The organism is Sphingobium sp. B2D3C, assembly GCF_025961835.1.
Lineage (GTDB): Bacteria > Pseudomonadota > Alphaproteobacteria > Sphingomonadales > Sphingomonadaceae > Sphingobium.
In genome coordinates this window covers 1,993,887-2,013,384 of record NZ_JAOQOK010000001.1, presented here as the reverse complement: position 1 = coordinate 2,013,384, position 19,498 = coordinate 1,993,887, and the positions used below count along the sequence as shown (strand labels likewise).

General features: G+C 66.9%; 14 protein-coding genes. 9 read left to right on the top strand and 5 right to left on the bottom strand.

The annotated features are described in order from the left end of the window. The first annotated feature begins 52 nt into the window (after positions 1 to 52). A complete protein-coding gene (gene recN, locus M2339_RS09390; RefSeq protein WP_264569742.1) occupies positions 53 to 1,717 on the top strand; it encodes a DNA repair protein RecN in 1,665 nt (554 codons plus the stop codon). 61 nt (positions 1,718 to 1,778) lie between these two features. Then, the gene (ligA, locus tag M2339_RS09385) at positions 1,779 to 3,980 is read left to right on the top strand and encodes an NAD-dependent DNA ligase LigA (protein WP_264586813.1); all 2,202 of its coding nucleotides are present in this window, start codon (positions 1,779 to 1,781) and stop codon (positions 3,978 to 3,980) included. A gap of 12 nt (positions 3,981 to 3,992) precedes the next feature. Here the strand turns inward: ligA and M2339_RS09380 are convergent, their stop codons facing one another. The 3 genes from M2339_RS09380 to M2339_RS09370 all read right to left on the bottom strand — a co-directional run bounded on the left by M2339_RS09380 (position 3,993) and on the right by M2339_RS09370 (position 7,376). After that, complete coding sequence (locus M2339_RS09380) at positions 3,993 to 4,856, bottom strand: dienelactone hydrolase family protein (protein WP_264579426.1); 864 nt, start codon at positions 4,854 to 4,856, stop codon at positions 3,993 to 3,995. A gap of 74 nt (positions 4,857 to 4,930) precedes the next feature. Continuing rightward, positions 4,931 to 5,944, bottom strand: coding sequence for a 50S ribosomal protein L11 methyltransferase (locus M2339_RS09375; RefSeq protein WP_264586814.1), 1,014 nt, complete (start codon positions 5,942 to 5,944; stop codon positions 4,931 to 4,933). A gap of 73 nt (positions 5,945 to 6,017) precedes the next feature. Next, a complete protein-coding gene (locus M2339_RS09370; RefSeq protein ID WP_264574720.1) occupies positions 6,018 to 7,376 on the bottom strand; it encodes a methyl-accepting chemotaxis protein in 1,359 nt (452 codons plus the stop codon). Between the two features lie 240 nt (positions 7,377 to 7,616). Here M2339_RS09370 and sdhC point away from each other — a divergent pair, with 240 nt between their 5' ends. From sdhC to sdhA, 3 genes are read left to right on the top strand one after another with little or no spacing between them, the layout of a single operon-like run. Continuing rightward, on the top strand, positions 7,617 to 8,051 hold the full coding sequence (gene sdhC / locus M2339_RS09365; protein WP_264569748.1) for a succinate dehydrogenase, cytochrome b556 subunit: 435 nt from the start codon (positions 7,617 to 7,619) through the stop codon (positions 8,049 to 8,051). Next, positions 8,051 to 8,440 (top strand): succinate dehydrogenase, hydrophobic membrane anchor protein, encoded by a 390-nt coding sequence (gene sdhD, locus M2339_RS09360; protein ID WP_181559024.1) that lies wholly within the window; start codon positions 8,051 to 8,053, stop codon positions 8,438 to 8,440. The genes sdhC and sdhD overlap by 1 nt, the downstream gene beginning before the upstream one ends. Positions 8,441 to 8,442: 2 nt before the next feature. Then, positions 8,443 to 10,257 (top strand): succinate dehydrogenase flavoprotein subunit, encoded by a 1,815-nt coding sequence (gene sdhA / locus M2339_RS09355; RefSeq protein ID WP_264569749.1) that lies wholly within the window; start codon positions 8,443 to 8,445, stop codon positions 10,255 to 10,257. A gap of 163 nt (positions 10,258 to 10,420) precedes the next feature. On the opposite strand, the gene M2339_RS09350 is transcribed toward sdhA, so the two are convergent. Then, positions 10,421 to 10,582 (bottom strand): YdcH family protein, encoded by a 162-nt coding sequence (locus M2339_RS09350; protein ID WP_181561349.1) that lies wholly within the window; start codon positions 10,580 to 10,582, stop codon positions 10,421 to 10,423. 279 nt (positions 10,583 to 10,861) lie between these two features. Here M2339_RS09350 and M2339_RS09345 point away from each other — a divergent pair, with 279 nt between their 5' ends. From M2339_RS09345 to M2339_RS09330, 4 genes are all read left to right on the top strand, one after another. Then, the gene (locus M2339_RS09345) at positions 10,862 to 11,062 is read left to right on the top strand and encodes a YdcH family protein (RefSeq protein WP_181559026.1); all 201 of its coding nucleotides are present in this window, start codon (positions 10,862 to 10,864) and stop codon (positions 11,060 to 11,062) included. A gap of 96 nt (positions 11,063 to 11,158) precedes the next feature. Further along, a complete protein-coding gene (locus M2339_RS09340; RefSeq protein WP_264569750.1) occupies positions 11,159 to 11,635 on the top strand; it encodes a DUF1465 family protein in 477 nt (158 codons plus the stop codon). Positions 11,636 to 11,773: 138 nt separating this feature from the next. Further along, the gene (locus M2339_RS09335) at positions 11,774 to 13,846 is read left to right on the top strand and encodes an autotransporter assembly complex protein TamA (RefSeq protein WP_264586815.1); all 2,073 of its coding nucleotides are present in this window, start codon (positions 11,774 to 11,776) and stop codon (positions 13,844 to 13,846) included. Continuing rightward, a complete protein-coding gene (locus tag M2339_RS09330; RefSeq protein WP_264586816.1) occupies positions 13,846 to 18,045 on the top strand; it encodes a translocation/assembly module TamB domain-containing protein in 4,200 nt (1,399 codons plus the stop codon). The genes M2339_RS09335 and M2339_RS09330 overlap by 1 nt, the downstream gene beginning before the upstream one ends. Here M2339_RS09330 and M2339_RS09325 read toward each other — a convergent pair. Then, entirely contained in the window at positions 18,039 to 19,412 is a 1,374-nt protein-coding gene (locus M2339_RS09325; RefSeq protein ID WP_264586817.1) for an MATE family efflux transporter, read from the bottom strand. The genes M2339_RS09330 and M2339_RS09325 overlap by 7 nt on opposite strands. Between the last annotated feature and the right edge of the window lie 86 nt (positions 19,413 to 19,498).

The following is a 19,498-nucleotide window of genomic DNA, read 5'->3' as shown; positions in this document are numbered from 1 at the left end:
CTGGCGAAGGCGGGTGACAGCATGAGGGCAATGGATTAGCTCTGCACCGCATATGCTGACCGGCCTCTCGATCCGTAACATCGTGCTCATCGAGGCGCTCGATCTCGTGTTCGAGCGGGGGCTGACTGTGCTCACCGGCGAAACCGGCGCAGGCAAGTCCATCCTGCTGGATGCGCTGGGCTTGGCGCTGGGGATGCGGGCCGATAGCGGCCTCGTACGCGCCGGTGCCGATCAGGCCAGCGTGACCGCGACATTCGATCCGCCGGCGCCCGGTTCGGCCCTGGCCATCCTGCTGGCCGAAAGCGACGTCGCGCAGGAGCCGGGCGAGCCGTTGCTGATCCGCCGCACGCTCAAGGCCGATGGCGGGAGCCGCGCCTTCATCAACGATCAGCCTTGCTCGGCGGCGCTGCTGCGCGATGTCGGCGGCTATCTTGTCGAGATTCACGGCCAGCATGACGAGCGCGGCCTCATCAACCCGCGCGGGCATATGGACCTGCTCGATGCCTTCGGCGGACTGGATGCCGCGGCGGTGCGCACGGCGCACGGCGTCTGGCAGGCTGCGCAGGCGCGGCTCACCGAGGCCCGCGAGACGCTAGAGAGCGCTGCCCGTGAACGCGATTATCTCGCCCATGCTGTGGCGGAGCTGACGGCCTTCGCGCCCGAACCGGGCGAAGAGGAGACGCTCGCCACCGAACGCGCCGACATGCAGAAGGGCGCGCGCCTCACCGAGGACATGGCCGCGCTCGACGATTTGCTCGGCGGATCGGACGGCGCCCTGGCCAAGCTGCGGCAGGCAGCGCGGCGGCTGGACCGGATCGGCGAGGAGCATGAGTTGCTGGCGCAGGCGCTGGCGGCCTTTGATCGCGCCGTGATCGAGGCCAGTGAAGCCGAGGAGCATCTCGCGCGGGCCGGCGAGGCGCTGTCCGTCGATCCCGCACGGCTGGACGCGATTGAGACCCGCCTGTTCGATCTGCGGGCCTTGGCGCGCAAGCATCAGGTCGCGGCCGACGATCTGGCCGATCTTGCGGCGCGGATGACCGATCAGCTCGCGCGGATCGATGCGGGCGAGGCGGGGCTGGCCGATCTTGAACGGGATGTCGCGGCCGCGCGGCAGGCATATGAAGCCGCGGCGCAGGCGCTCAGTGACGGCCGCCGGGAGGCCGCCGCCCGGCTGGACGCGGCGGTGGCCGGCGAACTGGCCCCGCTCAAGCTGGATGCCGCGCGCTTCCGCACCGATGTCGAGCCGCTGCCGGAAGGGCAGTGGCGCGCGTCCGGCAAGGATCGGGTCGAGTTCATGATTTCCACCAACCCCGGCGCGCCCTTCGCGCCGCTGACCAAGATCGCCTCGGGCGGCGAATTGTCGCGCTTCATCCTGTCCCTCAAGGTCGCGCTCGCCGCACAGGGCAGCGCGGGCACGATGATCTTCGACGAGATCGACCGGGGCGTCGGCGGGGCCGTGGCCGGCGCGATTGGTGAGCGGCTGGCACGGCTCTCCGGCGGCGGGCAGGTGATCGTCGTCACTCACTCCCCGCAGGTGGCCGCACGCGGCGCAGCGCATCTGCTCATCGCCAAATCCTCGCAGGGCACCATCACGCGCACCGGCGTCCATCCGCTCGACGATGCCGAACGCCGCGAGGAAATCGCCCGCATGCTCTCCGGCGCCGAGATCACCAACGAAGCCCGCGCGCAGGCCGAGCGGCTGCTGGAGGGGGTGTGAGGATGGGGACGTCCAACACCACCCCCGGCCCCTCCTCTGAAGAGGAGGGGAGGAAAAGCGCATGACCGACCCCCACACACTCACCGAAGCTGAGGCCGCGAACCGCCTCATGCGGCTCGCGAAGGAGATCGCGAAGCACAACGCGCTCTATCACGCGAACGATGCCCCCGAGATCAGCGATGCCGCCTTCGATGCGCTGGTGCGCGAAAATAATGCGCTGGAGGCTGCCTTCCCGCATTTGGTCCGGGCGGACAGCCCCAATCGGCAGGTGGGCGCTTCGGTGGCGACGTCTGCGCTCGCCAAGGTGCGCCACGAGAAGCGCATGATGAGCCTCGACAACGCCTTTGCGGACGAGGATGTGGCGGAATTCGTTGCGCGCGTGCGGCGGTATCTGGCGCTCGGTGAGGACGAGCCGGTCTTGATGACGGCGGAGGACAAGATCGACGGCCTGTCGCTCTCCATCCGCTATGAGGACCGCAAGCTCGTCCGTGCGGCGACGCGCGGCGATGGCGAGGTGGGGGAGGACGTGACGCCGAATGTTGCGCACATCGCCGATATTCCCCAGACGCTGCCCGCCGAGGCACCGGCCATCCTGGAGGTGCGCGGCGAGGTCTATATGGAAAAGTCCGCCTTCACCGCGCTCAATGCGCGGCTGATGGACGAGGCGCGCGCGACGGCCGAGGCGCGCGGTGAGGCATTCGACCCCGAGGGCGTGCGCCAATTTGCCAATCCGCGCAATGCCGCTGCCGGATCGCTGCGCCAGAAGGATGCCAGCGTCACCGCCAGCCGCCCGCTGCGGTTTCTCGCGCATGGCTGGGGCGTGGTCAGCGAGGACGGCCTGCCGGCGGATACGCAATATGGCGTGATGAAGGCGCTGGAAGGTTGGGGCATTCCGGTGTCGCGGCATCTGGTGCTGTGCGATGGCAGCGCAGCGATGCTGGCGCATTATCGCGCCATCCAGCAGCAGCGCGCGGACCTGAATTACGATATTGACGGCGTGGTCTACAAGGTGGACCGGCTGGACTGGCAGGCGCGGCTCGGCTTCGTTGCCAAGGCGCCGCGCTGGGCGATTGCGCATAAATTCCCCGCCGAACAGGCCGAGACGACGCTGGAAGCCATCGACATTCAGGTCGGCCGCACCGGTAAGCTGACGCCGGTGGGGCGGCTCAAGCCGGTGACGGTCGGCGGGGTGGTGGTCCAGAACGTCACGTTGCACAATCGCGCCGAGATCGCGCGGCTGGGCGTGCGGCCCGGCGACCGGATTCTCGTCCAGCGCGCTGGCGATGTGATCCCGCAGGTCGTCGACAATCTGACCCGTGACGCGGAGCGGGCGCCGTACATCTTCCCCGATCATTGCCCGGAATGCGGCAGCGAGGCGGTGGCGGAGGAAGGCGAGGTCGATGTGCGCTGCACGGCGGGCCTCATCTGCCCGGCCCAGCGTATCGAGCGGCTCAACCATTTCGTCAGTCGCGGCGCGATGGATATCGATGGCTTGGGCGACAAGACCATTCGCGAGTTCTTCGCGCTCGGCTGGCTGGAGCATGGCCCGGCGGACATCTTCCGGCTCAGGCAGCATCGCGCCGATCTGCTGGGCCGCGAGGGCTGGAAGGAGAAGTCGGTCGACAATCTCCTCAAGGCCATCGAGGACCGGCGCGCGCCCGATGCCGCGCGGCTTCTGTTCGGCCTCGGCATTCGCCATGTCGGCGCGGTAACAGCGCGCGATCTGATGAAGGCATTCGCGACCTTGCCGGCACTGCAAGCGTGGTCGATGCTTGCCAATGCCGACCGGCTTCCGTTCGCATCGAGCGAAGTCGAGATGCTCATGCGCGAACGGGTCTCGACGTCGCTCGACCCGAACGCGGACGCTGTCCAACAGGCGAAGACTACGCTCACCGCGATCGAAGGCATCGGCGGTGCCGTGGTCGAGGCGCTGGGCGACTTCTTCCATGAGGAACATAATGTCGCGGCGTGGGACGACCTGCTCGCGCAGGTTTCGCCGCCTCCTTATGTGGTGGATGTGAAGGCCAGCGCCGTCTCGGGCAAGACCATCGTCTTCACCGGCAAGCTGGAGACGATGAGCCGCGATGAAGCCAAGGCGCAGGCCGAGGCGCTGGGCGCCCGATCGGCCGGATCGGTCAGCGCGTCGACCGATCTGGTGGTGGCCGGGCCGGGCGCCGGCTCCAAGCTCAAGAAAGCCGCCGACCTCGGGATCGAGGTGATCGACGAGGCGGCTTGGGCTGAGATCGTGCGGAGCGCCGGCTAGGGCGCCTCCGCGTCAGGCCAGCGCTGTGCGATACATCGCAAGCAACGCGGCCCAGGCCTTTTCCGCCGCGTCATGGTTATAGGCCTGGCTACCGGGCACGCACCAACCATGGTCGGCGGGATAGACCTCGACCGTCGCGGTCTTGCCCGCTGCATCGAATGCCTTGCGCAGGATCGTTTTGGATTCCGGCTCCTTGGCATCGTCATTCTGCGCCACCGCGACGAGATAGGCGGCATCGGTCTTGGGGATGAGCAGATGCGGACTGCTCGGCTGGTCGGTGGTCAGGCCTCCGCCATGGAAGCTGCCGACCGCGCCGATCCGTGCCGAAGCCACAGCGGCGGTGCGGAAGGAGAGCGGCCCGCCCATGCAATAGCCCTGCACGCCGGCCTTGCGGCCCTTGTCGACCTGCGGCTGCGCGTCGAGGAAGCCGAGATAGGTCGCCGCGTCATGATCGACCGCGGCATCGCTCATCGCGGCGCGATAGCCGAACAGGATCTTGCGCGACTCCGGGTTGCTGAAGTCGAATGTCCCGTCGATCACCGGCGCGACGGCATTGCGGTAGAAGGGGTTGGGGACGAGGACCACATAGCCCTCGGCCGCCAGGCGCCGGCCCATCTCGCGGAACACCGGGCGCAGGCCCATGATGTCCGGCCACATCAGCACGGCAGGCCAGGGCCCCGTGCCGGCGGGGTGGAAGAGGGCGGCATCGGCAGAACCGTCGGGCGTTTTGATGCTGACGTTGGTTTCCGTCACATTGGCGACGGCCTGCGCGGTCGCCGCACCGGCCAGGCCGACGGCGGCGCCAGTTGCCATGAACATGCGCCGGGTGACGCTCCAATCCTCGACCAGGCCCTGATGGATGTCATTGTCGCACATGCCGAATCTCTCCCTCGCAGCGTCAGGCGGGGATGGTCGGTCGGCGCGGGCGCCCTGTCAATGCGCAGCCGGTCTTACCAGCTGCCAAAGCCGGGCGCGGCGCCATGATCGCCCGTGCGCCAGCGCGTCGTGCGGCGCCAGCCGAAGCGATGGCGCTTGCGCAGCACCAGCGTGGGCCAGTCGCCATGGTCGAACCGCCAGATCAGCACCATGCCCTGCGCGCGATAGGCGGCCTGCACGCGGCCGGCCTGACTATCCAGCAGGCCCGCCAGCATCAGCGTGCCGCCCTCGGCGACCTGTGCGGAGAGGCTTGGCGCCAACTCGATCAACGGCCCGGCAAGAATATTGGCGATGAGCAGATCATAAGGGGCAAGGCCTTGAATGAGCGGATGCTCGACTCCCGGCGCCGCGACCAGCCGCAACGCCCCCGCGCCGGCCCCGAGCGGAACGCCGTTCAGATCGGCATTTTCGGCCGAAACGTCCACCGCGACAGGGTCGATGTCCGAGGCGAGCACATGCGCGTGCGGCCACAAGCGGTTGGCAGCGAATGCAAGCAGGCCGGTGCCGGTGCCGATGTCCGCAATATTGCCATAGCGCATGCCCCGCGCCTTGAGGTCGGCCAGCGCCAGCAGGCAGCCGCGTGTCGTCTCATGCTGGCCGGTGCCGAAGGCGCGGCTGGCGGGGATGAGAAAATCGATGCGGTCGGCGCGCGGCCTGTCCGCACTGTCATGGCGGACATGGAACGGCCCGGCCGTCATCGGTTCCAGGCCGGCCTGGCTCTGCGTCACCCAGTCGGTGTCCGGCAATTGCGCGAGCGTGTAGGGGGTGGCGCCGCCGTCGGGCATCAGCGCCGCGATGGCATCGATGGTCGCGCGCGTCGGCTTGGTTTCGAAGATGATGTCAAGCTGCCAGGCATCGGGCTGGCTTTCGTCCGGCTCGCTCGCCAGAATCGCGGGCGGCGAGGGCCAGTCGATGAACAGCGGCTCGGCCTCAAGCTCGAACCGCTCGGCGACGGCGCGCGTGCAGGAAAAGGTCATCTGCCAGGGCATCGCGGGCGCGACGCTGGCGGTGGAGGAACGCTGTGTCATGCCCTCTCTCTAGCCGATTTGGACGGCAAGGGGAGAGAGAATGGACCGTGTCGCCCCCCGCGGAGCGGATTTGTCAGACGGCGCGTCGGATTGGCGGATAAGCCGGCTGCGGCTCTGCCTGGGCGTCGGTCGCCGGTGCCATGGAGACCACGAAATTGGCCGAGCGCGTGCGCAGGGCGCCGAGCAGGTTGCGGACTTCGGTGAAGCCGCTTTCCAGCTCGTCGATCTCCGAGGCGACGATCTCCGTATCCTGCCGGATCGCCGAGATGTTCGATGACATGGAGTCGGCGGCAAGCGCCGTCTCGTCCACGGCAGCGGTAATCATCGTCACAGTCTGCGATTGCGCGTCCATCGCGGTGCGGATGCGCATGCCCATGGTCTGGACGTTGAGCACGGTTTCGCGGATGCGCTCGTTGGTCTCGACCGTGTGCCGCGTGGCGTTCTGGATGGCGGCGATCTTCTGCGCGATGTCGTCGGTGGCGTGGGCGGTCTGGCTCGCCAGCGACTTCACTTCCTGCGCGACGACGGCAAAGCCGCGTCCCGCATCGCCAGCGCGCGCAGCCTCGATGGTCGCGTTGAGGGCGAGGAGATTGGTCTGCCCGGCAATATCACGGATCAGGCCAAGGATCGATTCGATGGACTGGGCGTGATCGCTCAGCGCCGTCGAGACGTTCACGGCCTCGCCGGCCTGCTCGGAGGCCAGGGCGGCGACTTCCGCCGCCTGGTCAACTTCGGTGCGGGCTTCCTCGATGGCGCGGATCAGGCCGGAGCTGGTGTGCGCGGCCTCGCGCATGGCGATGGCCGATTGTTCGGCAGCGGCGGCGACTTCGGAAGCCTTATCGAGCATCCCGCGCGTGGCGTTCGAAGATTCGCGGGCCTGTTCGCGCAGACGCTCGCCCAGTTGCGCGGCCAGATCGATCTGCGTGTTCAGCAGTTCGGAGAATTTGTCGCGCTGGCGCTGGCGCTCGATCCGGTCCTGCTCGCGGATCGTGTCGGCATAAAAAGCGCAGCACACCTCTGCCTGAACTAGCGAGATGAACCGCATGGCGGCCAGCAGTTCCGAGCGCTCGTCGCGATCGGCCACGAGCTCCGTCAGGATATCACGGACCTTGTCGACCACGCGGTTGATGATGACGATCTGGGTACGGATGGAGACATCGCGCGCCAGCATCTTCATGACGCCGGTGCGCGCCATCTCCGTCCATTCTTCCCCGGCGAAATCGCTGAGCAATGTTCGATGGAAGGTTCTTGCGCCCTGCCGCGTGGCTTCCAGCTCCGCCGGGCCGACCGCCGCAAGGTCGATGCAGGGGAGGTACACCGCCATGGCAGTGTCGCCCAGTTCGTCGATGCGGTCTCCGAGATAAGCCAGGATTTGACGCGCCCGCCCCGGCAATGTCGCTTGGGGGTCGAACTCCTGCAGCCGTTCAGCCATTGAAATCGTGTCGCTTTTTCCTGCGATCATGGCCTCGGTGCCCCTTTTGTCCTGCCATTTGCCGGGTCGTATGGGGTGGCGTGATATCGGCCTTTCGTTAATCGAGGGCTAACATCCTCTGTTTTCCATGTTCACCGGAACCTCAGTCTGCACATTGGTGACATGGCGCCAGCGAGCGTTTGCAGTGCAGCAGCTTTGCGCTAAAGGGGCGCATTCTTTCACGAACAGGACTGCTCGATCATGGCGCAATCCGGGCGAAGGCCGCTTTCCCCGCACCTCACCATCTGGAAGTGGGGCCCGCATATGCTTCTTTCCATCCTCCACCGCGTGACGGGGGATGGCATGGCGATTCTGGGCGGCCTCGGCCTGACCTGGTGGCTGTATGCAGCGGCGAGCGGACCGGCGGCCTATGCGAACTTCCAATATTATGTCTGGCAAGCTGATGCGGGCGATCTGGCTGGCCTGATCGCCAATGTGATCGCGCGCATCGTGCTGATCGGCCTGACCTGGGCCTTCTTCCAGCACATGCTCTCGGGCCTGCGCCATCTGGTGATGGACATGGGCGCGGGCTTTGAGCTGACGGCGAACAAGCGGTGGTCGAAGGTCATTCTCGCCGCCTCGGCGCTGGCGACTGTAGCCTTCTGGGCGTGGATCTTCGTGGGGAGGGCATTCTGATGGGCAGCGGAACCAGACTGGGCCGCGTGCGCGGCCTCGGCTCGGCACGGAGCGGCACGCATCATTGGATCGCCCAGCGCTTCACGGCAATCGGCAATCTGCTGCTGGTCAGCTGGCTGCTGGCCAGCCTCGCGCTGCTTCCGGCGCATGATCATGCGGCCATCACCGGCTGGCTGACCCAGCCCATCGTCGCGGTGCCGATGATGCTGATGATTGTCAGCGTTTTCTATCACATCCGCCTCGGTCTTCAGGTGCTCATCGAGGATTATGTGCATGATGAGGGGTTGAAGTTCGCCACGCTCATCCTGCTGCACTTCTTCGTCATCGGCTGCGCCGCGGTCAGCCTGTTCTCTGTCGCGAAAATCGCCTTGGCCGGAGGGGCGCTCTAATCATGACGCAAGCCTATAAGATCATCGATCACACCTATGACGCCGTCGTCGTCGGCGCCGGCGGCTCGGGCCTGCGCGCCACCATGGGCATTGCCGAAAGCGGCCTCAAGACCGCCTGCATCACCAAGGTGTTCCCGACCCGCAGCCACACCGTCGCGGCCCAGGGCGGCATCGCGGCGAGCCTCGGCAATATGGGGCCGGATCACTGGACCTGGCACATGTACGATACGGTCAAGGGCTCGGACTGGCTCGGCGACCAGGACGCGATCGAATATATGGTGCGTGAGGCGCCGGCGGCGGTGTACGAGCTGGAACATGCCGGCGTGCCGTTCAGCCGCACGCAGGAAGGCAAGATCTACCAGCGCCCGTTCGGGGGCATGATGCAGAATATGGGCGAAGGCCCGCCGGCCCAGCGCACCTGCGCGGCGGCGGATCGTACCGGCCATGCCATGCTGCACGCGCTCTACCAGCAGAGCCTGAAGTATGACGCGGACTTCTTCATCGAATATTTCGCGCTCGACCTGATCATGGAAGACACGCCGGACGGCCCCGTCTGCCGTGGCGTCATCGCACTCTGCATGGACGATGGCACGATCCATCGCTTCCGCGCCCATTGCGTCGTGCTCGCCACCGGCGGCTACGGCCGGGCCTATTTCTCGGCCACCAGCGCCCATACCTGCACGGGTGATGGCGGCGCCATGGTGCTGCGCGCCGGCCTGCCGCTGCAGGATCTGGAATTCGTCCAGTTCCACCCGACCGGTATTTACGGCGCGGGCGTGCTCATCACCGAGGGCGCGCGCGGCGAAGGCGGCTATCTCACCAACTCGGAAGGCGAGCGCTTCATGGAGCGCTATGCCCCCTCCGCCAAGGATCTCGCTTCGCGCGACGTCGTGTCACGGTCCATGGCGATGGAAATCCGTGAGGGACGCGGCGTCGGTGCCAACAAGGATCACATCCACCTGCACCTCGATCATATCGATCCCAAGGTGCTGGCCGAGCGACTGCCGGGCATTACCGAGAGCGGCAAGATCTTCGCGGGCGTGGACCTGACTCGTCAGCCGCTGCCGGTGGTGCCGACCGTCCATTATAATATGGGCGGCATCCCGACCAATTATCATGGCGAGGTCGTCACCCGGAAGGGCGACAATCCCGATCATGTCGTGCCGGGCCTGTTCGCGGTCGGCGAGGCTGCCTGCGTCTCGGTGCACGGCGCCAATCGCCTGGGCTCAAACAGCCTGATCGATCTCGTGGTGTTCGGCCGCGCGACCGGCAAGCGCATCGCCGAGATCGTGAAGCCTGATACGCCGCACAAGCCGCTGCCCAAGAGCGGCGACGAGCTGGCGCTGGGTCGCCTCGATCATTTCCGCAATGCCAAGGGCGGCACGCCCACGGCACAGATCCGCCTCGACATGCAGCGCACGATGCAGGCCCACGCCGCCGTGTTCCGCACCGAAGAGCTGATGGCGGAAGGTGTCGAAAAGCTCGGCAAGATCTACGAGGGCATGACCGACATCGCGGTCTCCGACCGGTCGCTCATCTGGAACAGCGATCTCGTTGAGACGCTGGAGCTGGACAACCTTATCTCGCAGGCCAGCGTCACCATCCACGGCGCGATTGCCCGCAAGGAAAGTCGCGGTGCCCATGCGCGTGAGGATTATGCCGATCGTGACGATGCCAACTGGATGAAGCACACCCTCGGCTGGTTCGAGGGCTGGGGTGGCAAGGGCGGCAGCGTGAAGCTCGATAGCCGTCCGGTGCATGACTACACGCTGACCGACGACATCGACTATATCGCGCCGAAGAAGCGCGTTTACTGATCGGGTCCATCGCCATGGGGCGCCAACAGAGCGTCCCACGCGATGTGGCTCCGGCAGGCGTTTTCAGCTTGGTCGTCGGGGGATCGTCAGTCGTCTGACGATAGCCGGGCTGGCCAGAGCAGGGGCGGCCAGCGCCCCTACCTGGCTGTCATAGCCCTGGCGCTCAGGTCGCTGCGGAAGCGAGTGCCTGTTTGATGCGCAACTTCTCTTTCTTGAGGGTAGCGAGCCGGTAACTGTCCGGCGCAGGACGGGTAATCTCGTCCTTGATCCGGGCCTCCAGCCCGGCATGCTTGGCGTGCAGTGCGGAAACGTGGCTTGTGTCCATCATGTCCTCCTTGGCCATTGCTTCAATGGAGGTTCAGTAGATCACCAATCGCGCCCGCTGTCTCTGGCAATTGCGCGAAGCTGCGATAAATGGAGACCCGTCATGCGGTGTCACGTTCTTTCGTTAAACATTCTTTCTGTGAGCAGACAGAAGCTTGCGGGCACGCGAAAGAAAAGTCGCTAACCACCTTCTTTTGTTGCGCAGTTGCGCAGTTGCGCATTGCCGCGCCAAGGGTGCCCTGCCATGTAGGCGTGCCGTTCAGAACTTGGGGGCGAATCGGTGTTATCGATCGAGGAAATCGAGCAGCGGCTGGAAGCCTTGCGTGTCGAGCATCGCGATCTCGACTGCGCGATTGCGGCTTTGGGTCAGCTTTCCTTGCCCGACCAACTCCAGCTTGCCCGCCTCAAGAAGCGCAAGCTGCGCCTCCGCGACGAGATCACCATGCTGGAAAACAGCCTGATTCCCGACATTATCGCCTGACCGCCCACGGGTATAAGCGGCCGCCGGATCCGCCCAGATGGTATATTGAAGGTTAATCGACCTGACGTTCCGCCCGGCTTGTGGCAGCACAGGCTCATGAACGACTCGATGCCCCCGCACGTGCTTGACCGTCAGCTTGTCGACGCCCTGTATGTCGATGCCATGGTGCTGGCTGATGAGGCGCGCTCCTATTTCGATGATCGCGCCGAGGAGCATCGTCAGTCGCTGGGCCGCATCGGCTGGGTCGATTTCTCCTGCGAATCGATCAAGGTGACGACGCGGTTGATGCACGTGATCGCGTGGCTGCTCACGCAGCGCGCGATCTTCAATGGCGAGATGCGCGAATCCGTGCGGGAGGAGGAGCGCTATCGGCTTGGCCCAGCCGCCCTCACGCCGCTCGATGTCTCGTGCCAGTTCAACGAAGAGATGCGCGCGCTCATCGCCAGCTCCGAGGAGCTCTATGCGCGGGTGGCGCGCCTCGAGCGCCAGTTCCTGGCCCGCAGGTCCCGCTTGTCGGCGATGCCGATCAATCCGGCGCATGTTCTGCTGACGCGGCTTGAACGGGCCTTCTGAGCCGTCCGGCCGGACAGCCCGCCGCAAAACGGTGCGTCACGCGCGAATGCTGCTTGCAGTCCTGCGACAAGCTCATAGACAGGCCTGATGCTGCGGCGATCGCGTTTGGGCAGGTGTTCCCGTGCAGGTGGGACTTTCATGGCGATCCTGCTGGCGGCGCAGGGCGCGCCGACGTGCGACCGCGCGCTGGCGCAAACGTCGCCCGGTCAAGCCACCCCAGCGCCCGACGCCGCGCAGGACGCGCTCGATCTCGATGACATGCCCGACATCGGCCTCGACTGGCCGGACCTCGATCAGCCGGGGGAACCTCTGGCAGTGGAGGACAGTGACGCCAGAGGAGAGGCCGAGCCGGCGCTGGCAGGCGGGCAGGGGGCAGCAACGCCTGCCACGCAAGCTCCCGCCGGCGCTGAGCCGGACCCCCTAGGCGGCACGGCGGGCGAAGCGGCAGCGCTCGCTGCGCTCGATCCAACCCAGCCGCTGCGTTACCAGCTCAATCTTGAGGGGCTGGACGATGCCGCCGATCCCATGTTCTACAGCCGGTTCGATGCGCTGTCGGCGCTGCGGGCGGGGGAAGGCGACCGTGCGAGCATCGCGCAGATCCGGCGCCGGGCGCAGACCGACGAAGAACTGCTCGAAGATCTGCTGCGCACGCGGGGCTATTATGAGGGCCGGAGCCGCGCGCGCTTTGGCGTTAGCGGAGCAAGCGACCCCTATGTCCGCGTCGCGCTGCGCGCCGTCCCCGGCCAGCGCTTCGCCCTGAGCGCGGTGGAGGTGTTCGGGCTGGACGGGACGATGGCGGACGGCAAGCCGTTGCGCTCGCTTTTCCCCGTGAAGGTGGGAGACCCGGCCGACACCGATACCATATTGGCCGCGACGAGCGCTTTGCGCGTCAGCCTCGAGGAGGGCGGCTATCCATTTGCGCAGGTGCGCGAGCCGGTGCTCACTGTCGACCACCAGCAGCGTCAGGCCCTGCTCAGCCTCAACGCCGATACCGGCGACTTCCTTCGCTTCGGCTCAATCCGTGTGAATGAGGGCGCGCCGTTCGATGCGCGGCACGTGGCCGTCATCAGCCGCTTCTCGCCCGGCGACCCGTTCAAGCAAAGCGAGCTGACCGATCTCAACCGGGCCATCGTCGCGACCGGGCTGGTCTCCCAGCTCACCATCACGCCCGAAGCGCGGCCTGACCGCGAGGCGGTGGACATCGTCGTGAACATGACCCGCGCGCCGCCACGGACGATCGCGGGGGAAATCGGTTATGGCACCGGCGAAGGCGCGCGCGTGGAAGTGCGCTGGCAGCACCGCAATCTGGTGCCGCCGGAAGGGGCGGTGACGCTGCGCGGCGTGATCGGTACCCAGGAACAGAGCGCGTCCGCGATCTTCCGGCGCAACAATCTGTGGCAGCGCGATCAGGCTCTCAATGGCGAGCTCAGCATCGCCAATGTCGATCAGCCGGCTTATGACGCGCTGACCGCAGGCATCGCCGCGAGTCTGGAAAAGCACACCAACCTGATTTTCCAGAAGGAATGGACCTGGTCCGCTGGCCTTGAGCTGCGTGTCAGCGACGAGCGGCGCTTGTATGAGGGGTCGCCCGATCCGGTGCGGCGCCGCTATCTCATTCTCGCCCTGCCGACGAGCCTGACCCATGATGGCAGCGACGATCTGCTCGATCCGCGCAAGGGCTTCCGCCTCGGCGGGCGCCTGTCTCCCGAACTGTCCCTGCAGGATGGTGCCTTCGGCTACGTCCGCGCGCAGATCGATGGCAGCACCTATATTCCGGTCGGCGAGCGACTGACCATCGCCGGGCGCGCGCGTCTCGGCACCATCGTCGGCGCGTCGGCCGACCGCATTGCGCCGACGCGGCGCTTTTATGCCGGCGGCGGCGCCTCCGTGCGTGGCTATGCCTATCAGGCCATCGGCCCGCGCGACCTCAATAACGATCCGGTGGGCGGGCGCAGCCTTGGCGAAATCTCGCTGGAAGCGCGCTATCGCTTCGGCAGTCTCAACCAGTTCGGCATCGTGCCGTTCATCGATGCCGGGACGATCTCGCCCGATCCCCTGCCCACGATCCGCGAGATGCGTGTCGGCGCGGGCCTTGGCTTTCGCTATTACAGCAACTTCGGGCCGATCCGGATCGATGTCGGCACCCCGCTCAATCCGCAACCGGGAGACTCGCGCATCGGCGTCTATGTGTCGCTGGGGCAGGCCTTCTGATGGCCGCGCAAGACGAGCCCCTGCCGGAGGCTGCGTCGGAGCAGGCGCCGCCGCCGCCCCGCCGCAAGCGCTCGCTGCTGCGCTCGGGGTTCAGCCTCTCGGTCATCCTGCTCATCGTAGCGCTGGTGGTGGCGCTCTGGGGTGGGGTGCGCTGGCTGGATAGCGAGGGCGGCCATCGCTTCATCATCCGCAAGATCGCGCAGTGGGAGGCGACCTCCGGCCTGCGCATCACCGTGGGCGCCATTGAGGGGCGCGTCTTCAACGACATGGTGCTGCGCGATGTGCGCTTTTTCGATACGCAAGGGCAGTTCGCCAGGGTCGATCGCGCCGATGTGAGCTGGTATCCGCTCGGCTGGCTCTCCAACCGGCTCGATCTTGATCGGCTGCACATCCATTCGGCCGACCTTTCCCGCCGGCCCGCGCTCAAGCCCTCCACCTCGCCCAAGCAGCCGCTGCTGCCGGGGTTCGACATTCGGCTGGCGGACCTGCGGGTGGACAGGCTGGGCATCGGCCCGGCGGTGCTGGGTGAGGCGCACGTCGTCCGCGCAATCGGCAATGCCGATGTGCGCTCCGGTCGCGCGGTGATCGATCTTCTGGCGAGCGCGCCGCGCACGGGCGATGTGCTGCGTCTCGCGCTGGACAGCCGGCCCGATGATGGCCGGTTCGATCTCGATGCGATTGTCGTCGGGCCACAGGGCGGCTTGATCGCGGGCACCCTGGATGCGCAGCAACCGGTGTCGTTTCGCATCCATGGCGATGGCGATTGGCGCCGCTGGAAGGGCCGGCTTACGGCGTTGACCGCCAATCGCCTTACTGCGAACGTCGCACTGACCGCAGTGGAGGGCCGCTATCAGGCGAAGGGCCCGTTGGCCTTGCTCGGCCCGCTCGAACCGCTGACCGCGCTGGGCAGCCAGCAGGCGCAGATCGAGGCGGACGTGCGGTTCGACAACCGGCTGCTCTCGGGCACCGCCTCGCTGGCGATGCCAGCCGCCAAGCTGACGGCCAATGGCGGTGTGGATTTCGGCCGCAATCGTTTCGATGAGCTGCGCGTTTCGGCGGTGGTCGCGCGGCCCGGCCAGTTGGCGAAGGGCGTCGCCGGCCAGTCCGTCAATCTGCGCGCCCGGCTGTCCGGCGCATTCGATGCGATGGAGGTGGGGTATCTGCTGACCTCTGCCGAGCTGCGGCAGGGCGGGTTGGCGCTTCGCAACATCCGTCTGGAAGGCGAGGGCCGGCTGAACGGCCCGCGCGGACGCTTCCCCATCCGGCTGACGGCGCAGGCACTGACTGTCGGCCAGCGCGCTGTGGACGAGCGGCTGCGCAATCTCGTCGTTCAGAGCGTGCTGCTGAAGAATGGCGATGATCTGCGCATGGATCGCTCGGACGTGCGGGCGAGCGGTTTTCGCGGGCAGATCGAGGGGCAAGGCAATCTCGGCTCTGGGAGCTACCTCGCGAGTTTTCGCGGCGGTCTGAATGGACTGGAGATTGCCGGCCTGGGTCGGCTCGATCTCGATGCCGTGCTGCGGCTGGCCCGACCGCCGCAAGGGCAGAGCAGCTTTTCCGGCACTGCCCGCGCGACGATGCGGCGGCTCGACAATGGCTTCCTGCGTGGCCTTGGGGACGGGTTGCCGGTCATCACCAGCCAAGTCGGGCTGGCGTCGGGCGGCGGCATCGCGTTGCGCGATCTGCGGCTGGTGGCGCCCGCGCTCACCCTTTCCGGCCAAGGGCGGATCGACGGCGCTGGTCAACTCGATCTTCGCGGGCAGGGCGAGCATCGCGATTATGGTCCTCTGCAACTGGCGCTTGCCGGCAAGCCGGATCGCCCCCGGGTTGACATCACCCTTGCGCGCCCGCTGCCGGCAGTCGGCCTCGCCAATGTCCACGCGCTGCTGACCCCTGACGATCAGGGCTATGCCGTGACGGTCGAGGGCGGCTCGATGTTCGGCACCTTCGCCGCGACCGGCGCGATCCTGCTGCCGCGCGGTGGCGCCGCGACCATCTCGGTGGCGGATCTGGGGGTTAGCGGCGTCACGGTGCGGGGCGATCTCGTGCCCGTCGATGGCGGCTTGCAGGGCGCCCTGTCGCTCTCCGGTCCCGCCGAGGGCGCGGTGACGCTGGGCATGGTCGATGGCGTGCAGCGCATCGGCTTCGATGTCGACCTGAGCGGCGCCAATTTCACGGGATCGCCGGGGATCGTCATCAATCGTGGCTCGCTGGAGGGCGAAGCGCTGCTCCGTCCTGGCGCGGTGACGATCAACGCCAATGCGCAGGGTCGCGGCGTACGCGTCGGCGGCGTGCGGATCGGGCGGTTCGCCGGTGCGCTCAAGCTGGTCAATGGCGAGGGAACGGCCACCGTCTCCATGAATGCGCGGACGGGGCGCAGCTTCGATCTGCAGGCGCGCGCCGGCATCGCGCCGAACCGGATCAGCATCGATGTGGATGGCTCGCTGGATGAATCGGCGATCCGGCTCGACCGGACGGCAGTGCTCAGCCGGGAAGAGGATGGCTGGCGCTTGGCGCCGGCGACCGTGCGAATGCAACGCGGCGCCCTGCGCCTGTCCGGCTTTATCGGCGGGACGCGCACCGAGATGGACGCCAAAATGCAGGCCGTGCCGCTGCTGCTGCTCGATCTCGCCAATGACGATCTGGGATTGGGTGGCACCATGGACGGCACGGCGCATTATGTCGCGCCGGTCGACGGGCCGCCGACCGGCAAGCTCAATTTGCGCGTCAAGGGTCTCACCCGCTCCGGCCTGGCGCTCAGCTCAGCGCCCATCGATATGGGGCTTAATGCCGAGCTGGATACACGCCGGCTGGCAGCTCGTGCGGTGGTGGCGCGTGGCGGCAAGGTGGTCGGTCGCGCGCAGGCACTGGTGACGCCGCTTGGCAGCGGGTCGCTGAGTCAGCGTTTGTTCCGGTCGCCCTTGCAGGCCCAGTTCCGCTATGCCGGCGATGCCGACACGCTCTGGCGGCTCACCAATGTCGAGATCGTTTCGCTGGGTGGCGATCTTCGCCTGTCCGCCAGTGCCGGCGGCACCTTGTCCGATCCGCGCATTGAAGGGACGCTCTCCACGCGCAATGGCCGCATCACCAGCCCGGTGACCGGCATGGTGATCCGCGATGTGCAGGCAAGCGGCCGGTTCAACGGATCGCAACTGTCGATTCCGGATCTCCAAGGCCGGGCCGGCAGTGGCAAGGTCACCGGCACGGCCGTGTTCGATCTCTCCGCCGAGCGCGGCATCGGCATGGATATCGCGCTGCAGGCGGATCGCGCGGTGCTGATGGACCGCGACGATGTCGGCGCGACGGTAACTGGCCCCGTACGCATCGTCTCCTCCGGCAGCGGCGGCACGATTTCGGGCAATCTGGAGGCTGTCTCCAGCCGCTTCACGCTCGGGCGCGCCAGTTCATCGACGGAAATTCCGCGTCTGCGTCTGGTGGAGATCAACCGCTCGGGCGATCAGGTGGAGCGGGCGCGGGCGGATGCGCCCTGGCGGCTGGACATTACCGCCAAGGCGCCGCGCGGCCTCATCGTCGAAGGGCTAGGGATGCAGAGCGAATGGTCGGCCGATCTCAAGATCGGCGGGCTGGCGACCGCGCCCGCCTTCTCCGGCGTGGCGACGCTGACGCGCGGCACCTATGATTTCGCGGGGCGCCGGTTCGATCTGCAGGAGGGCCGCCTGACCTTCACCGGTAGCACCCCCGTCAATCCGCGCCTCGATATCCGCGCGGTGGCGGACGTGCAGGATTTGAGCGCAACGATCAACGTGACCGGCACGAGTATGCGGCCGATCATCGCGTTCTCCAGCATTCCGGCGATGGCGCAGGATGAATTGCTCTCCCGCCTGCTGTTCGGCACGTCCATCGCCAACCTCTCGGCGCCCGAGGCGCTGCAACTCGCGTCCGCGGTGGCGGCGTTCCAGGGCGGGGGTGGTGGCCTCGATCCGATCAACGCCGTCCGCCGCGCGACTGGCCTCTCGCGCCTGCGGGTGCTGGCCGCCGATACCACGACGGGACGGCAAACCTCGATCGCGGCCGGCAAGAATATCGGCGAGCATCTCTATGTCGAGCTGATTACAGACGGGCAGGGCTATAGCGCCACCAGCATCGAATATCAGATCACCCGCTGGCTGGCCTTGATCTCGACGGTCTCCACCATCGGCCGCCAGAGCGCCGCGGCGCGGATCTCAAAGGACTACTGAGCCGGGGTTGGCGCGGTCAGGCGCCGGCGCCAGCTGCCGTGGCGGAACCAGTAGAGGCAGAGCAGGGCCGCCGCGACATTGGCGATCGGGTAGCTCCACCACACGCCTGCGATGCCCCAGGGGGTGGCATAGGCGATCAGATAGGCTGCGGGCATCTGAAACCCCCATTGCATGATGATCGAGATGATCATGGAGTGGCTCGGGCTGCCGGCGCCCCGGAACGCGCCGAGCAAGGCCTGCGGCACAGTCAGTACGCCCAGAAAGGGGAAGTAGACATAGGCGAAGGTCGAGGCGAGGGCGATCACATCCGGTTCGCCCGGCGCCAGCGCGGCCATCATCGCTGGCACGAATGGCAAGTTCATGAGGCCGATGAGCGTCATGCCGCAAAAGCCGAGCCAGGCCGAGAGGCGCGCAGCCTGCTCCGCGCGCTCGGTGAGGCCGGCGCCGATATTCTGGCCGACCACGGCGGCGGTCGCGATGGAGAGGCCGAGCATCGGCGTGAACCAGAAGAATAGCGGCCGCGTCCCCACGCCATAAGCGGCGAGGCCGAGCGTGCCGAAGCTGGCGGCCAGGGCCATGAGCAGCACCGAGCTGAAGGTGCGGATCGCCTGCTCGATGGAGGCCGGCAGGCCGAGCCCCAGCGCCAGGCGGATATGCGACCAGTCCGGCCGAAAATGCCAGGCCCGCACATGCAGGACGGATCGCCCTGAGAGCATGTGATGGAGCAGCACCAGCAGCGCGCCGATCTGCACGATCACCGTCGCCAGCGCGGCCCCGGCAATACCCAGCGCAGGAAACGGCCCGATGCCGAAAATCAGCAGCGGATCGATCAGTGCATTGGCGATGACGCTGCCGATCTGCACGCGCATGGCAAAGCGCACCTCGCCGGCGGCCTGCAACATCGCCTGCATGGCCATGAAGCCGAACATCGGCACCATGCCGATGAAGCGGACGTGCAGATAATCGGTTGCCCGCGCATGGATCGCCGGTTCCACACCGATCAGGGTGAGCACGGCCGACGCCGAGAAGGCGCCCGCGAGCGTGAAGGCCAGCGCGACGATGCCGACCATCAGCAGGGTCTGCGCCGCGACATGATCGAGCGCTTCCATCCGCCGCGCGCCCATATTCTGCGCGATGAGCACCGCCCCGGCAGTCGACAGGCCGGAACCCAGGCCGATCAGCACGAAGAACAGCGGCCCGCTGGCGGTCACAGCGGCAATCGCGGCCTCGCCGAGCCGGCCAACCCAGAAGGCATTGACGATATCGAAGCTGGCCTGCGCGAGATTGGTGACGGTGATCGGCCAGGCCACCCGCAGCAGCACCGTGAGCAGCCGCCCTTCGGTCATCGAGACGCTTCTGCCGCTCATTGTCGCGCGATCCTCCCCCAGCTTCGCTCAGGGGGTAGAGAGCGGCCCTGCGGATGACAAGCGACGATGATTCGCGCGCCCTATGC

Excerpts from the sequence above, each read along its gene's own strand:
- M2339_RS09330 (WP_264586816.1), top strand. The coding sequence starts at position 13,846 with ATGGCCGCGCAAGACGAGCCCCTGCCGGAGGCTGCGTCGGAGCAGGCG.
- M2339_RS09350 (WP_181561349.1), bottom strand. The coding sequence starts at position 10,582 with ATGGACACAAGCCACGTTTCCGCACTGCACGCCAAGCATGCCGGGCTG.
- M2339_RS09340 (WP_264569750.1), top strand. The coding sequence starts at position 11,159 with ATGAACGACTCGATGCCCCCGCACGTGCTTGACCGTCAGCTTGTCGAC.
- ligA (WP_264586813.1), top strand. The coding sequence starts at position 1,779 with ATGACCGACCCCCACACACTCACCGAAGCTGAGGCCGCGAACCGCCTC.
- M2339_RS09370 (WP_264574720.1), bottom strand. The coding sequence starts at position 7,376 with ATGGCTGAACGGCTGCAGGAGTTCGACCCCCAAGCGACATTGCCGGGG.
- M2339_RS09335 (WP_264586815.1), top strand. The coding sequence starts at position 11,774 with ATGGCGATCCTGCTGGCGGCGCAGGGCGCGCCGACGTGCGACCGCGCG.
- M2339_RS09380 (WP_264579426.1), bottom strand. The coding sequence starts at position 4,856 with ATGTGCGACAATGACATCCATCAGGGCCTGGTCGAGGATTGGAGCGTC.
- sdhA (WP_264569749.1), top strand. The coding sequence starts at position 8,443 with ATGACGCAAGCCTATAAGATCATCGATCACACCTATGACGCCGTCGTC.
- M2339_RS09375 (WP_264586814.1), bottom strand. The coding sequence starts at position 5,944 with ATGACACAGCGTTCCTCCACCGCCAGCGTCGCGCCCGCGATGCCCTGG.
- M2339_RS09325 (WP_264586817.1), bottom strand. The coding sequence starts at position 19,412 with ATGAGCGGCAGAAGCGTCTCGATGACCGAAGGGCGGCTGCTCACGGTG.
- sdhD (WP_181559024.1), top strand. The coding sequence starts at position 8,051 with ATGGGCAGCGGAACCAGACTGGGCCGCGTGCGCGGCCTCGGCTCGGCA.
- recN (WP_264569742.1), top strand. The coding sequence starts at position 53 with ATGCTGACCGGCCTCTCGATCCGTAACATCGTGCTCATCGAGGCGCTC.
- sdhC (WP_264569748.1), top strand. The coding sequence starts at position 7,617 with ATGGCGCAATCCGGGCGAAGGCCGCTTTCCCCGCACCTCACCATCTGG.